The organism is Moorena sp. SIO4A5 (assembly GCF_010672005.1).
GTDB lineage: Bacteria > Cyanobacteriota > Cyanobacteriia > Cyanobacteriales > Coleofasciculaceae > Moorena.
In genome coordinates, this window is sequence record NZ_JAAHHZ010000005.1 from 1 (window position 1) to 14,361 (window position 14,361).

The window sequence follows — 14,361 nt, forward strand, 5'->3', positions numbered from 1 at the left end:
CTCCTCGGGGAGAGCGACCAATACAACCAGCACCAAATCCCCCCAAGGGCATGCCGTGCCAGGGACCATCATCAAGATTACTTGGGTAACGGACAGTATAAGGGTTATCCCAGCCTAGTCCCAGGGGACGCTGCCAGCTACACTCAGGAATTTTTGGGCGTGGTGGTTGATAGATCATTCCCTGATTGTCACATGCTCACATAACTATCGATTAAATATCGATCAAGGTAAGACTTTATTGTAAACATTTACAACAAATCCAGCCCGCTTGGCATAAAAATCATGATCTTCTCCAGATATATCAATAGAGCAGGATCACAACATGTTGTTAATTACTATAGCTGCTGTAGTCAAGTTTGACAGTAAAACTTGACTGTTTCAATAGTCCTGGTCTGTAAATTCAAAAAAATTTCTCTAAGTGATCGCGAGGGAAAACAAAATGGTAACGAGAAAAAGCTTTTTCTTGTTGACGGGAGGTTTGCTCATTTCCTTAATGTTCCCGTTAATGGTAAAGGGTGAGGGCAAGCAAACCATCAGTGGTGAGTTTTACAATCCTTACCAAGTACCGGTAGACCGGGCTAACACTATCAATTCCGTGTTCATTCCTAAGACTGGTTCGTTTACTGACTTTAAAAGCAGTTTTATCCCAGACCAGAATATCTACAAGGTGAACTTTCCCATAGAAAAGAAACCTGACATAGGTAAACTTCGCCCGACCTCAAAGATCAGCCCAGCCCTAGAGCGGTTGCGCCAGATTAAGAGACCGAGTGATGATATTGAAGTCATTGTTACTTTCAAGGAAGACCGGCGAATTCCCCTCATGCCAGAATTAGGGCAAGGGGAGAAGCGTGGAGAGCGAGGTACGCGACGCCACAAGGCGATTGAAGAGCTCAAAGCAGCAAGAACTAAATCCCAGTTGAATCTAATTAAAAAAAACCAGGCATTCCGTACATTTAAACCAACTGAACACTTTTGGATTGTCAATGCTGTGGCTGGAAAGACACAGATTGGCAAGATTAACCAATTGGTTGAATCCCAAGATGTTGCTTACATTCAACCAGTAGAAGGAGGGGAAAAGCCACCGGACTCCATTAGCAACAATGATGTTGATGACGGTAGAGGTTTAATTGTATCCGATCCCTACTTCAATCTGGGACTAACTCAACCTTGGATTGGTCTTCTCGACACTGGAATCAGACGCACCCATGTCCTATTCAACTCCCCAAGCAATATTGCCTTAGTAAGAGATTGCGTTAACGGTGGTCCAAACTGCAACGATACTTCAAACCCTGGCTACGACCCCTTTGACACTTTCTGGAATCACGGAACTAGCTCCGCCGCCATTATCAGTGGTAACAATCGATTGGGGAATGCCTATCGGGGTGTGACTGGAATACGGCTAGACAGTTGGAACATCTATAGCAACTTTGGTCTCAATACCACCGCCACCCTTAGGGGCATTCAAAGAGGAATCGCTCTGTTTGATAAAGTACTTGTTGGAGAGATTCAAGCCAACGAGTCGGAAACAGGAACAATCGCCACCGCTGCTGATAATGCTTATGATGCTGGTGTGATTTTTGTATCTGCTAATGGCAACTTCGGACCTAGCAGTAGCACAGTTCGTTCTCCCGGAATTGCTCACAAGGTAATCGGAGTCGGCGGCTTCATGACAACTGATCAGACCCAGTACAATAGCCAGGGTCGTGGTCCAGCTACTGATGGTCGCTACAAGCCAGATATCCAAACTCCCACATTTAGCGAAACCGCTAGTAACGTCTCTGACAATGCTCTGAGGGTCTTTGGAGGAACTAGTGGGGCAACCCCTTACGCCGCCGCTGCTGCTATGCTTTCCCGCAATTGGCTCCGACAGTTCGGAACATTTGATCATGGTCAAACCTACGCCTTCATGATTCTTTACGGACAGAATCCCTATCCCTATAACAATACAGAAGGTGCTGGCCCTCTAAAGATGGCAACTAATGGTTGGGCAAATTGGGGTAAAGTAGTAGTAGGCAACGGAATGACTATTGACATTCCAATTAATGTCACTGCTGGCAAAAAAGATTTTGATGGTGCACTGTGGTGGCCCGAATCTGCATCCCAGGCTCACAACGACATTGATATCCACCTGATTGATCCCACAGGAACTGAAAGAGCCAGGGGTTTCTCAGCTGTGAGTGTATTCGAGCGAGCAAGGGTTTCCGGTAGTCTGACACCTGGTACTTGGAAGATTCGGATTCGTGGATTTAATGTCCCCACAGGCTCCCAGGTGGTTTACTGGGCATCCCACATCCGTAACTAATCTGTAACTAATCCGTAACTAGCACATAGTACTAGCTTATAGTACACAGGAAGATAAATGTTATGCAAACAAATTATCGGATCCTACTCATAGCAATCATCTTCCTGGGCGCTAGTTGTCTTGGATGTGAACTGGGCAAAACCACTCCAGACGGTTTGGCAACCGTCTGGAAACCTTCAACTACACCATTGAGAGTATTACCAGTATCACCTTGGTACAGGCGATTGGTCAAACCTGAGGCTCTCTTCCTCACCCAAGCGAGTATGGATAACAACAGACAGACTTTAACAATTTTTGCGGACAAACCCTTTTATCGTGAACGACCAGAACCTGAGATAACTTTAACAGGAGTTTTGCAATCATCCCCTGTTCGGGTTGGTCCCAATACACGAGATATGCCCTTCAAGCTTGAAACTCAAACAGAAACCCTGAGTGTCTACGTCAGCAGTCGTGAAGAAGAAATATTGGATCGATTTGTTAATCGCAAGGTGAGGGTGATTGGTAAGCGAGTTGACCAGCGTGCAGAGGGTTATGACTTCGAGATCTGGATTGGCTCGATTAGTACAAATGATGATTAATTATCTACTAAGCATTCAGCTGATCGCTGATAGCTGAATGCTTACAATTGTTAACTGGAGTACGATTACCGATTACCAATGACCGCTTACCGATTACCAATAACCCCACAATCCTATGTTGCATCCCTTTTAGGGATTTTAGATAAAAGGGATCACAAATCAGGCTATTGATTTTATAGTTGAGCTTTCTTCTAAAGACTCCAAGGTTTTAAGCAGACGAACTGCTGAGTGATAGGCTTCTTCAGTTAATTCCTGACGTTCCTGAGAGCTATCAACTAGGTCATTCACCACTAACTGCAAGCAAACAATCATTGGGGTCAGGTGAGTTCGCACTTCATGGGAGGTATTGACTAACTCCTTTTTGACCACATTTTTAACCTCTCCATTGCTATTGTGCTCAAACTGCATCTTGTACAAACGAGAGTAGTAACCGTCCTTGTTAAGCAGTTCCTGATGGGTGCCAATCTCAACCACTTGCCCTTTGTCCATAACCACGATTTGATCAGCTTTTTGGATCGTGGACAGTCGGTGAGCAATCACTACCGTTGTGCGATCGCGACAGAGTTCATCAATAGCTTGTTGTACTAGCCGTTCGGAAACCGTATCTAAGGCACTGGTTGCTTCATCTAAAATTAAAATATCTGGATTGCGCAGCAGCGCCCGGGCAATGGCCATGCGTTGGCGTTGTCCACCGGATAAGAGTACACCGCGATCGCCTACTTTGGTATCAAACCCGTCGGGTAATTCAATGATAAATTCATAGGCATTAGCTCGTTTCGCTGCTGCCATAATATCTGCCTCGGTAACATCTTTCATTCCATAAGCAATATTGTTGCGCACGGAATTATTAAATAAAAACGTATCCTGACTGACAACCCCCATAGCTTGTCTAAGGGAACGAATATCGTACTCCTTCAAATCTGTGCCATCGATAGTGATTCGTCCTTCAACTGGGTCATAAAATCGTGGCAACAAATCTGCCAAAGTTGACTTACCGGCACCGGAAGCACCCACTAATGCCATAGTAGTGCCTTTGGGAATCGACAAATTCACGCCATTGAGTACCAAATCCTGATGACCAGGATAGGCAAACGAGAGATTTTCTATGCGAATTTCTTGGGATAGCTTCGTGTAGATATTTTTGCCATTGGTCATAATCGGTTTGTTGTCTCGCTGCAAAAAATCAGCCACGATTGCTGTACTAGCAGACACATTAGCAAACCGACTTCTTTGCCCATTCAACTGACTGATTACTGGTAACAAACGGAATAGTAAGAATAAATAAATCCCCAAAACAGTAGAGATCGCTTCCAGTTCTTCTGCTGAACTATCTTGCAACAGGAGATTTTTGCCCACAAAGACGATGGCTAAAATTGCCAATATTCCCGAGACTTCATTAATGGGGTTAATTGCCGCAAAATTAGCCTGGGATTGAAATTCAGCCTGTTCCCGTTCATCAATAACTTTTTCAATCCGTTGATATTCATCTTGTTCATTACTCACTGATTTTATTAACCGAATTCCCGTTAATATTTCCAGTAATGATCCTGAATATTTTCTGGATTTTTCTGATAGAATTTTACCAAATTGCTTAGACCGCCTAACAAAAAATTGATTAATAATGAATACGCCCAATAATAAAATACTTGTTGCAATAGTTAGTTGCCAGGAAATCGAGATTAGAAGAAATACAAATACAAAAATTGTGATTACCGTCGTAAATAATTGAATGGCAATTTTAATGGCATTAGCGGCTCGACCAATTTCTTGACTAATCCGATTTATAATATCACCAATTTTGGTCTTAGCATAAAAATCTAGATCCAGATCCAGGAGTAATTTAATCCCTTCTTTACGAAAGGTATTAATTAATTTTTTGGATAAATGGGTAGACACTAAGATATTGACATAGTTAGCTACATTTTTCAGGACAATAGCTAAGAGCACTACAAGTACCATTATCAGCACGCGATCGCCCCCTTCAAACCCCTCAAAAAGAGCCATGGTTTTCTGAATGATAGGGGGGGCTTTGCTTAGCTCTAGTTTCTTTTGACCTAAAAACTCCAGCACTAACGGTACAATTATCGTTGTACCGACACTATTAAACATGGCACTGGAAAATCCCAGCAAGACAGTCAATACAATCAAGATAGGATGGCGTAGTGCGTAGCTAAGGAGTAATCGATTAGGAGACATGATTACTGTTTTTTTATTGTTGAGTGTTGACTGTTGACTGTTGGTATAGGGGACAGGGTAAACGCATCTTGTCAATAAAGCGAGGGTAGTTCTCAATAAACCTGGCCTTATTGTGCTTATTGACAATGGCTTTTCCACATATAGTGTTTATTTGATTTTAAAAACACTATATATATAATTAAAAAAATTAGATGCGTTTACCCTGGTAAAGGGGAAGACTTACTTGTGCTCCATTCAAGCATAAACAGTCAACAAAAAAGCTGTTAGTTACTGAGCAAAATTATATGTTGAACAGCTTAGCAGATTATAAATCAGCAATAACATCTGCAATAACTGCCGCCATGGCATCAACACTATGGTACTTCACACATAGCTCCCTGGCTTGAAGTCCTTTATGATTGGCAGCATCTAGATTCTGAAATATCTGTTGAATCCCCTCAGCTAGTTGTTGTGGCGAACTAGGCTCAACCAAATAACCGGTATCACCTAAAATTGTTGGGATATCCCCAACACGGGTAGACAACACTGGCTTAGCCATTGCCATACCATCTGTCAATTTTAAGGGAAACTGAGCTCTAGCCGCCAGAGTATCTCGCTGGGGAACCACCACAATATGAGCTGCTGACACGACCTCTGGCATTTCTTCGACTGGGGTTCTGGGCAATTTAATAATCCAACGTCCCCATTTTTTGATGAGTTGTTGATCATAATCATCATAGGGACTGCCTCCGACAATCACCAATCTTAAGTCTGGCTGATTGAGATACTCTAGCGCTACTAAAACATCTTCAACTCCTTTGTGGGGTCGTGGCGCACCAGGAAACATTAATACCCGATACTCCGATAACCCATAACGCTTCCGGCTGTGTTCTGGGTCATAGTGCTCGGGGTCAAACAGATCGGTATCTTTACCATTGGATAGATAGACACCACCGAAGCGTTCCTTGAGAAACTGAGTATCTATAGTGATAGCATCAGCATAATTGACGAAGTTTTCTAGCCATTTGATATACAGGGGATGGTCTGGATATCTCAATTGACCATCTTTGGTAAAAATATCCCTACCGAACTGTTTAAGGGTTGGACGATACTGCCATTGGTCCCCACCATACCAACTTAGTTCCCAATCATCCATATCCAGGATGATTGGACGACGGCTAGTAAACTTTTTCAGCACAGACAGACCAAAACTGGTGGGTTTGGGTTTTACGGCATAGATAATATCGCCATCTATATTTTTTAACAGGTCTCGGGCAGCGGTTAAGACTCCAGGATATTTACCACCAGGGACGGAAGTAATGGTAAAACCAGAAGGAGGAGTGGCATATAACTCCTTCCCAAACATAAATCCCACAATCTCTATGGCATAGTTGAGCTTTTTCAGGACTTGTCCGAGCAAAAATGCCCGGATAGCACCACCTCCGGACAAGTCACTGACAACTAGGGAAACTTTTTTGTTCATCGGATTTTGATAAAACTGGTACACGATACATGGTGATCAACCTCTCGTGTGAAAGTGATTAGTCCCCTCGGGTTTAGCAAGATGTCCCAACTACCACGCACTAATGGTCACTAAAGAGGGAGTTGGGAGTCGGGAGTCGGGAGCGGTGCGACCCGTGGCGAATTTAATTACGGGTCAAGCGCAAGCCCTGGGAGTCGGGAGTAGGGGTAACAAAATTGAATTTACCTCATAATTATGGAATTGTCCGATAATCTCAACTCGGGAGCTATTCGGAAGTGCTTACCAGCTAAACCCTTAGTGCTAAGGGTCAAATCTCAGGAAGACCAACCATTACCTTTCGATTTAGGTGGGGTGATTGACACTTTGCTAGATAAAGACTTTAATCAGGGAAATGGAAAATGGCGCATAGAATCAGAATTCCCGTTTCAAGTGCTATAATCTCAGGTGTGATCAACTATCACCCTTTCCACACCCTAATCTAATCAAACAAAAAATCGACGAACGACACTAACCCCTAAAGCGTTGAACGTTTCAGGGGTGTGGTAGATAGAAATTTAGAATATAGTTCAGAAGGGGAAGAAGGGAAACACAGGGAACAGAGGTAAGTAAAACTTGACCATTAGATCTGGCCAATCGGCAACCCTGTCCCTATGTCCCTACTACATAGTTTTAGATCTTGGAATTGGTGATTATAGTTAATCCTTAATTATACCCTACAAGGGACGCCTAAGGCGAACATCCTTAATCCTTAATCCTTAATCCTTAATCCTTAATCCTTTATGCTACGGGAACCCTAAGGACATTATCCTTGACCCCATGGCGCTTCTGATGCCATTGCCAGGCGTGGGACAAGATGGTGTTGATATGGGAATATTGGGGATACCAACCCAGAAGTTGTCTGGCTTTGTCACTACTACCGACCAAAGCGGGGGGATCACCAGGACGGCGATCGCATTCTATAGCTTTGATGTTTTGTTTTGTGACAAATCTGGCTGCTTCAATGACTTCTTTGACTGAGAAGCCGTTGCCATTGCCTAAGTTAAAGATTTGACTATCCCCACCCTTTAACAAATAGTCCAACCCCAAAACATGAGCAGAGGCTAAATCTTTGACGTGAATATAGTCCCGAATACAAGTTCCGTCAGCTGTGGGATAATCGGTACCAAACATGGAGATGGACTCCCGTTTACCTAAAGCAGTGAGCAGCACTAAGGGGATAAGGTGGGTTTCGGGAGTGTGATCTTCCCCTAGCCTACCCTCTGGGTCAGCACCAGCGGCATTAAAATAGCGGAAGGTTACGGATTTTAAATCATAGGCGGTATGGAAATCCGATAGAATCCGCTCTACCATTAATTTACTCGCCCCATAAGGATTAATTGGGTTTTGGGGATGATCTTCTGGAATCGGTACAGTTTTTGGTACCCCGTAGGTAGCACAGGTAGAGGAAAAGACTAATTTCTTAATAGATGCTGCTACCATAGCTTCCAGGAGTGTTAGTGTCCCGGTGACATTATTGCGGTAATATTTAGCAGGGTCAGTTACCGACTCTCCTACATAGGCATAGGCAGCAAAGTGCATCACTGCACTGATATCATAGTCACTAAAAAGATTGTCGAGTAATACCCGGTCATTGGTATCACCGACAATTAGCTTCACCTTTAGAACGTCTTCGACTATGTCTCGATGACCATAGACTAAATTGTCTAGAACCACCACGTCGTAGCCAGCTTCCAAGAGTGCTAATACAGCATGGGAGCCAATATATCCGGCACCCCCTGTAACTAGCACAGTTGCTTTGGATTGCGACACTTGAATACCTCGCGCTTACTAGATTTTTGCTTTTACCAAATTATTCCCTGGGATAGCTTGTAATTCCGCAAAATTCGGTAAAATAGCAATCCCATTAGGAGATGCCAGAGTTGATTTGGTGATGCTTAAACCTAATTGTGACGCAATAGTCAAGCTGATTAATTATGCCGCTTAATTATTCTGGCTTCAAGCCCCACGTCCTAGCGGTAAGGAGGTCGTGGGATTCAATGCCTGTCAGATGCGCTTTGACAACAGTTAAAACAATGTCCCATCCATCAGGATGCTCACGGGGGAGTGCTTATCTAGTTTGGGGTAAGGTAGTATTTCTGAGATAATCACAACCAAGATGGATGTCTTAAGGAAACCCTGAGGCTAATAACGGCTAATAACAAAGGCTTGGTTGTCATCCCACACTTTCGAGATAGCAAAGTGTGGGTGGTTATCACTGTGCGTCCCTAATCAACTAACTTGACAATCAACTAATTTCACACGACCAGTCTGAACATTATCAAATATCCGATTAATCTGGTGGCGTTCTGCGTCGCTTATATTGTAATCGCAGAGGAAGGCACTCGTCAGCTGTAAATACTCTTGACGGCTCAATTGACCCCTGGTAATCATCTGGTTTACCATTGTCTCTATGTCCAGGTTGGATTGGCGTTCAGGTGTAGACGCCACAGATTTATGGTTTAGTCGGTGGGAAATCAAAAATGGCCATTCTGGGGATAGAGCGATTTTCATGGTTATTTAGCACCTCTGTATAATTCAATCGAGCCAACCTTAACGGTTAGGGTCAAAGGAAGTATTTCGAGTAAAGAATAAATTTTGGTATAATAGTTTACTAAAAACCTCCTTGAACATTTACTCTCTGTTTATTCTCTGTACCAGGTAAGCTGGCAGTGTCTTTACCCGTTTATTATTATCATGACACCGCCATTAAAAGCAAGATATCACAGCAAAGAAAGAAAAAAACACTTAATTATTAATGCTACCGACTGATTTGCTAATTAGTAGACAAAATGGCGAAGAAATAATTCCCAAACGGTTGCTGATTAACAATCAGACCTGTGCTATGGCAGCTGAGTTAATCCACTGCTTTATTGAGGCTACTGGTAGTACCCAAGGGGAACTAGACCGTAAGTTGTCTGATTGGGAAGGAGATAGTCCTGACTACCGGGTTAAACGAGGTTTAGCCCATATTCTTAAAACGAGCTTCAGTACCTTTGAAGTTGTTAGCCCCATAGACCCTAAGGAACTCCGTCAACGAGTCTTTGCTCTGGCGGCTCAATCTGTTCCTAGTCGCCAGGCAACTCAAGAGACTCTAGAAACCCTCAGCACTGCTTTATCTAAGGAATTAAACCAGGAAGTGTTGCCTGAGCAAATTTCTAAAGGACTTTATGCGGATTTACACGAAAATCGTATTCTGACTCAGTTCGATCACCCAGCACCAGAGGCATTACTACATCGCTATAATTTATCTCAAGTTCAGGGTATTTTTTATCGGGCATCTGAGATGACTCTGAATGCTCACCGGAATGTTCCAGGGGAGTATAAGCTATTAATCCGCTATTTGAAGTTGTTTCAGCTGATGACCTACATTGAAGGGGATGCGGATCATGGCTTCACGATTACTATTGATGGACCGACTAGTTTATTTAAGCCGAGTACTCGCTATGGTTTAGCGATCGCAAAACTGATTCCAGCCTTACTACACGTTACTAAATGGAGTCTCAAGGCTACCTTACAAAGCCGTGACCCTTACAGCGGTACGATCAAGACGGGGCATTTTAGCCTTAATGACCGCTGTGGCTTGGTGACTCACTATCCCCCTGGTAAACCCTACGACAGTATGTTAGAAGCTTCCTTTGCTAAGCGTTGGGAATCTCAGAAAACTGAGTGGGTCTTAGAGCGAGAAGTGGATTTAATTCCTATTCCTGGTAGTGTGATGGTGCCCGACTTTCGGATTGTTCATCCTGATGGGCGAAATTTCCTATTAGAAATTATTGGTTACTGGCGTCCAGAGTATTTAAGGAAGAAATTCGCTCAGGTGCGCAAGGCCGAATGTGACAATTTGATTCTGGCGATTTCGGAACGGTTAAATTTGGATAAAGCTGGGGTTACGGTGAAGAATTTACCAGCTCAAGTTGTTTGGTTTAAGGATAAACTTTCACCGAAAGCTGTGTTGGAGCTTTTGGAATAGTTTGGGGAAAGGTACAGTTGTTGAGGGTTATAGCAGGGAGCAGGGAGTAGGGAGTAGGGAGTAGGGAGTAGGGAGTAGGGAGTAGGGAGTAGGGAGTAGGGAGTAGGGAGTAGGGAGTAGGGAGTAGGGAGTAGGGATGCATCGCTTTTCTCATACTTCGTGCTCTGTTGACAACAAGGATAGGTTGACAATGTAAACTTTTATTACTGGATTCAAAACTTCTGGACAAAAGAGTGTTAATAGTGCTGATAGACTTCTTTCGTTAGTCTGTAGTCTATGGGCTTACTCAGTTTCTCTATGCCGGTGATTACCCCTGATGCTATATGCTTAACTATTTTCAAAGTCTGCCTTATTCTGTAAAGGTTATTTTAGGATCGTTCATTGTTGGATTTATCTTGGCTGGATTGCTAAATATAAGTTACTTCCCCTCAATTTTAACTACACTTAATGATGAGGGTTTAGTTGACGTTACATTATTGGTTCAAACAGAAGACAATCAACCTATAGAAGGTGCAGAAGTACAATTTCACAGTAAGGGAGCACCAACAACTAAATATACTACAAAAAGTGGCTATGCTGAAATTAAAGTACCTGATCGAGAAAGTGTTGAAATTAATATAACTAAAGAAGGGTATGAAATTTTAGTGGAAATAATTAATCTGGAGGTAGATCCGGACACCAACAGAAAATTCAAATTAAAGTCTAATAAGTTATCAAAGTTAGAGTTGAAGATTGATTATCAACACTATACAGCGGAAAATGAAGTTTTTCCACTAACTCTATCCTTAATGAAACCGGATCTAAACAGTCCTTTAATTCAAAAAATATTGCAAACCATTGATATTGATAGTGTTCCTTTAGTAGCTCGTAATGATGTTTTTAACAACATCAATAAATTCATAAATGAGAGTGGCAATCAAGAAGTAATAAATGTTACTTCGGGTGTTCAGATCGCGAGTCAAGATAAATTGGATGATACTAAAGTATTAGTAAATAGAGAAGAAGGAGTTGGGGACTTTTCATTAGAATACACAAATAATTCTATTAAATTTCTACAAGATGATTTCTGTGAGAATTTGAGTTATGCACCGGTTTTAGGTCAATTTAATACCGATGATGACAGTAAATATACATTTTTAATGTATAATCATGATCAAGGAAAAGTACTTGGGAATATTATACAATACCCAAAGCTTTCAGATATTGTTAAGTATGGACAAAAAGATTACTATCGTTTGAGTGCCTGTAAAAATCGGGACGTTTGGATTAAAAATATTATTGCTAATAATCCTGATTTTCGTGGTTTGCTCGGCTTTAACTATCCATTTGTTATTGATATAAATGAATTTGAATCTTTTGGCTGTGGAGGCAATGGAGCAATTTTTTCAATTGAAAAAATTGCTTCATTGCCTTATGTTAAATTTATTGATTTGGTCAACAATAATCAAGAACCGGTCAGGATAAATTCTATAACTTATGATTCCATTAAAAAGAGTCCTTACGAGCTTACAGTTGCAGATCAAAGGAGTAGCATTTTTGAATCTAGTGATACTTGGACACAAGAACTCAACATTTCTTTGAAACCTGGGAATAATTTTTTAATCCCCATAGAGTTTGGTTTTAATGCTCAATATATTGAGGAGTATTATCATAATCTGGGTTTAAAATATTTTGATAAAAGTAAACTTGTTAATCTTAAAGATATTTATGTTACGAAGGCTTTATCGAAGCCAGAGTCGAAAAAATTTTCCAATACGTCAGATTATAAACAGCAAAACAGACTACTTACGACTCCTATCACTCTTTCTCAAGAGTTTATAAACAGTACTAGTTCTTTAAGTGAATTATCGGAGTTAATTCCTAATAGAATTGCTGTCGGTTCGATTTTAAATGTTAAGTCAATAAAAATAAATGGTAAAAGCATCGATATATTACCACCCAGTGATGAGCCTACTGTCTATATATCCACTTATCTACAGGCTGGAAGTTGTCCATACTTGGTGGTTTATGATCCTAAACAAGATGGCTGGTTAGAACTAGGCACAATTTTATATGCCAGAAAGAATAAATCCTTACAGCAGGAGGAGTTGCATAGCCTGGGGGATAGCGTATCGAAAATTAGGATAGAGGAACGAGAAGCAGAAATTACTTATATTGATGCACTTTCAATTGTTTACACTGACCCCGAAACAGAAAAGGTAGAGGAAGTCATTTATCCAATGACTGAGTTACAAAAGGTGGATGAAGACTATTTTAGTCTACATCAAGGAGAGGCTTTAGAGATTGACTTGGAACAATTTATTCCCGCTAATGCTTCCGATGTCAAACTCAAGATTAATGGTTATTACCAGGTTTTACAGGAAGAGCTGTCCTAATTTGGCCTATGGCAACGATGCTTGAATTATACTCCTAAGCCAAGATTGATAGGACTTTTGGCATAATTTAGTACATTAGTACTGGTTAACTTCAGTTAAAGGATTCGGTTAAAGGTAGAAAGAGGTTTTCCCTTTAACCTTTAACCGTCACCAAGGGCAATTTAGCCCTGCAGTTTCCCAACAGGATTATTCCTTCAAGGGTGTTTCAAATATCACCACATGGTTGAAATTGGGCAGCAAACGCTGAAGAGCTTGCTGATAGGCTTCCGCATCACTGCGCCGATGAAATCGAGCTACGGTTATGCGTTGCATCTTAGGTAGGTGCCGAATGACACACCACGGCTTTAATCGGTCTCGGTAAGTTTGTCGAGTTGATATCATATAGTGAAATACCCCATTTCTATGGGTTGTTTTAAGAAAGGCGATCGCCCAGTAGTTTTGCGGCCTCTTGGGTGATCGCCGAATATTCTATTTACTAGTAAATATGTAGTTGCGTAGTTTGTCAAGTCCAAAATGGGATTAATTAGGTTACGAGTTCGAGAATTAGCAGCGGAGAAGGGTTGGACCTTGAAAGAAGTTTCCGATCGTTCTGGAGTAACCTATAGCACTGTGGCTAGTTATGCCCGACGTGACGCCATGAGTATGACGGACTTTACAGCAATTCTGAAGCTAGCCCGGGCCTTTGATGTTATGGTTGAAGATTTGGTAGAGGTTATCGAAGAGTAGGGAGTCGGGAGTCGGGAGTCGGGAGTCGGGAGTCGGGAGTCGGGAGTCGGAACCCACCCCTAACCCCTCCCAGGAGGCAGGGCTGTTTCATTCTCGCCAAAAATAGATGGGGAGATGGGGAGATGGGGAGATGGGGAGATGGGGAGAAAAGGAGCGCGAATAGTCGGAATTTTGGCCAAATTTATCTAACCCTCCTCGAAGGCCGAATCACGAATTGTTAGTCATTGGAGTTGCTTCCTCCCAACTAATTTGTCAGATTTTAATGACTAAATTGGCGGATTTTTCGGGAAATTTTAGTTTATTTCCCTATCCCCCTATCCCCCTATCCCCCTATCTCCAATAATCGTTAACTTATTAAAGTTTGAAACAGCCCTGCCTCCCAGGAGGGGAAGAGCGGGAAATGGGGAGAATTATCCCGGAAATTATTGTGTATTTTGATACATATTTGGATTAATTTATACGTAGCGATGCAGCGCGGTCTTGGGGATTTCCCCCACTCGCTATTGCATCAAGACAATAAAAGTACCTACTCGCCCCTTTGTAAAAAACCTACCCTTGTATAGCAGTCGCCAGGGCAGGCGCGGACATGACAAAAGTCTCAAACCTAAATAAGCGCAAGAGTTTGACTTCTGACTTCTGACTTCTGACTTCTGACTTCTGCTATAAAACACCCCACACCACTTGTGATCAGAATTGCGATAGTTTGCAGATAC

General features: G+C 42.1%; 13 protein-coding genes. 7 read left to right on the forward strand and 6 right to left on the reverse strand.

Going from position 1 to position 14,361, the window contains the following annotated elements; genetic code table 11:
• Nucleotides 1–439 precede the first annotated feature (439 nt).
• Together F6K57_RS04410 and F6K57_RS04415 are read left to right on the forward strand one after the other, a co-directional pair.
• The gene (locus F6K57_RS04410; protein ID WP_293021965.1) at nucleotides 440–2,302 is read left to right on the forward strand and encodes a S8 family serine peptidase; all 1,863 of its coding nucleotides are present in this window, start codon (nucleotides 440–442) and stop codon (nucleotides 2,300–2,302) included.
• Nucleotides 2,303–2,364: 62 nt separating this feature from the next.
• Entirely contained in the window at nucleotides 2,365–2,880 is a 516-nt protein-coding gene (locus F6K57_RS04415; RefSeq protein ID WP_293021964.1) for a hypothetical protein, read from the forward strand.
• Between the two features lie 159 nt (nucleotides 2,881–3,039).
• Here the strand turns inward: F6K57_RS04415 and F6K57_RS04420 are convergent, their stop codons facing one another.
• Both F6K57_RS04420 and F6K57_RS04425 read right to left on the reverse strand, forming a co-directional pair.
• Complete coding sequence (locus tag F6K57_RS04420) at nucleotides 3,040–5,076, reverse strand: ABC transporter ATP-binding protein (RefSeq protein ID WP_293065168.1); 2,037 nt, start codon at nucleotides 5,074–5,076, stop codon at nucleotides 3,040–3,042.
• A 304-nt stretch (nucleotides 5,077–5,380) separates the two neighbouring features.
• Nucleotides 5,381–6,538 (reverse strand): glycosyltransferase family 4 protein, encoded by a 1,158-nt coding sequence (locus tag F6K57_RS04425; RefSeq protein WP_293065171.1) that lies wholly within the window; start codon nucleotides 6,536–6,538, stop codon nucleotides 5,381–5,383.
• Nucleotides 6,539–6,641: 103 nt separating this feature from the next.
• Here F6K57_RS04425 and F6K57_RS04430 point away from each other — a divergent pair, with 103 nt between their 5' ends.
• Complete coding sequence (locus tag F6K57_RS04430) at nucleotides 6,642–6,770, forward strand: hypothetical protein (RefSeq protein WP_267875737.1); 129 nt, start codon at nucleotides 6,642–6,644, stop codon at nucleotides 6,768–6,770.
• 2 nt (nucleotides 6,771–6,772) lie between these two features.
• Nucleotides 6,773–6,976 (forward strand): hypothetical protein, encoded by a 204-nt coding sequence (locus tag F6K57_RS04435; protein WP_293021961.1) that lies wholly within the window; start codon nucleotides 6,773–6,775, stop codon nucleotides 6,974–6,976.
• Between the two features lie 339 nt (nucleotides 6,977–7,315).
• Here F6K57_RS04435 and galE read toward each other — a convergent pair whose 3' ends face one another.
• Nucleotides 7,316–8,347, reverse strand: coding sequence for a UDP-glucose 4-epimerase GalE (gene galE, locus F6K57_RS04440; protein WP_293021960.1), 1,032 nt, complete (start codon nucleotides 8,345–8,347; stop codon nucleotides 7,316–7,318).
• Between the two features lie 459 nt (nucleotides 8,348–8,806).
• Entirely contained in the window at nucleotides 8,807–9,088 is a 282-nt protein-coding gene (locus tag F6K57_RS04445; protein WP_293021959.1) for a hypothetical protein, read from the reverse strand.
• A gap of 244 nt (nucleotides 9,089–9,332) precedes the next feature.
• Here F6K57_RS04445 and F6K57_RS04450 point away from each other — a divergent pair, with 244 nt between their 5' ends.
• The gene (locus F6K57_RS04450; RefSeq protein ID WP_293065175.1) at nucleotides 9,333–10,547 is read left to right on the forward strand and encodes a DUF790 family protein; all 1,215 of its coding nucleotides are present in this window, start codon (nucleotides 9,333–9,335) and stop codon (nucleotides 10,545–10,547) included.
• Here F6K57_RS04450 and F6K57_RS04455 read toward each other — a convergent pair.
• Nucleotides 10,501–10,701, reverse strand: coding sequence for a hypothetical protein (locus F6K57_RS04455; RefSeq protein ID WP_293021957.1), 201 nt, complete (start codon nucleotides 10,699–10,701; stop codon nucleotides 10,501–10,503). The genes F6K57_RS04450 and F6K57_RS04455 overlap by 47 nt on opposite strands.
• Nucleotides 10,702–10,870: 169 nt before the next feature.
• On the opposite strand from F6K57_RS04455, the gene F6K57_RS04460 reads away from it, so the two are divergent.
• Nucleotides 10,871–12,922 (forward strand): hypothetical protein, encoded by a 2,052-nt coding sequence (locus F6K57_RS04460; RefSeq protein WP_293065177.1) that lies wholly within the window; start codon nucleotides 10,871–10,873, stop codon nucleotides 12,920–12,922.
• A 186-nt stretch (nucleotides 12,923–13,108) separates the two neighbouring features.
• Here the strand turns inward: F6K57_RS04460 and F6K57_RS04465 are convergent, their stop codons facing one another.
• Nucleotides 13,109–13,303, reverse strand: a complete 195-nt coding sequence (locus F6K57_RS04465; RefSeq protein ID WP_293021955.1) for a hypothetical protein — start codon at nucleotides 13,301–13,303, stop codon at nucleotides 13,109–13,111.
• Nucleotides 13,304–13,435: 132 nt separating this feature from the next.
• Here F6K57_RS04465 and F6K57_RS04470 point away from each other — a divergent pair, with 132 nt between their 5' ends.
• Complete coding sequence (locus tag F6K57_RS04470; protein ID WP_008185577.1) at nucleotides 13,436–13,648, forward strand: helix-turn-helix transcriptional regulator; 213 nt, start codon at nucleotides 13,436–13,438, stop codon at nucleotides 13,646–13,648.
• Nucleotides 13,649–14,361 lie beyond the last annotated feature (713 nt).

Coding starts and splice junctions, on each gene's coding strand:
- F6K57_RS04470 (WP_008185577.1), top strand. CDS start 13,436: ATGGGATTAATTAGGTTACGAGTTCGAGAATTAGCAGCGGAGAAGGGT.
- F6K57_RS04410 (WP_293021965.1), top strand. CDS start 440: ATGGTAACGAGAAAAAGCTTTTTCTTGTTGACGGGAGGTTTGCTCATT.
- F6K57_RS04445 (WP_293021959.1), bottom strand. CDS start 9,088: ATGAAAATCGCTCTATCCCCAGAATGGCCATTTTTGATTTCCCACCGA.
- F6K57_RS04435 (WP_293021961.1), top strand. CDS start 6,773: ATGGAATTGTCCGATAATCTCAACTCGGGAGCTATTCGGAAGTGCTTA.
- F6K57_RS04465 (WP_293021955.1), bottom strand. CDS start 13,303: ATGATATCAACTCGACAAACTTACCGAGACCGATTAAAGCCGTGGTGT.
- F6K57_RS04455 (WP_293021957.1), bottom strand. CDS start 10,701: ATGAGAAAAGCGATGCATCCCTACTCCCTACTCCCTACTCCCTACTCC.
- F6K57_RS04450 (WP_293065175.1), top strand. CDS start 9,333: ATGCTACCGACTGATTTGCTAATTAGTAGACAAAATGGCGAAGAAATA.
- F6K57_RS04430 (WP_267875737.1), top strand. CDS start 6,642: ATGGTCACTAAAGAGGGAGTTGGGAGTCGGGAGTCGGGAGCGGTGCGA.
- F6K57_RS04420 (WP_293065168.1), bottom strand. CDS start 5,076: ATGTCTCCTAATCGATTACTCCTTAGCTACGCACTACGCCATCCTATC.
- F6K57_RS04415 (WP_293021964.1), top strand. CDS start 2,365: ATGCAAACAAATTATCGGATCCTACTCATAGCAATCATCTTCCTGGGC.
- F6K57_RS04460 (WP_293065177.1), top strand. CDS start 10,871: ATGCTTAACTATTTTCAAAGTCTGCCTTATTCTGTAAAGGTTATTTTA.
- F6K57_RS04425 (WP_293065171.1), bottom strand. CDS start 6,538: ATGAACAAAAAAGTTTCCCTAGTTGTCAGTGACTTGTCCGGAGGTGGT.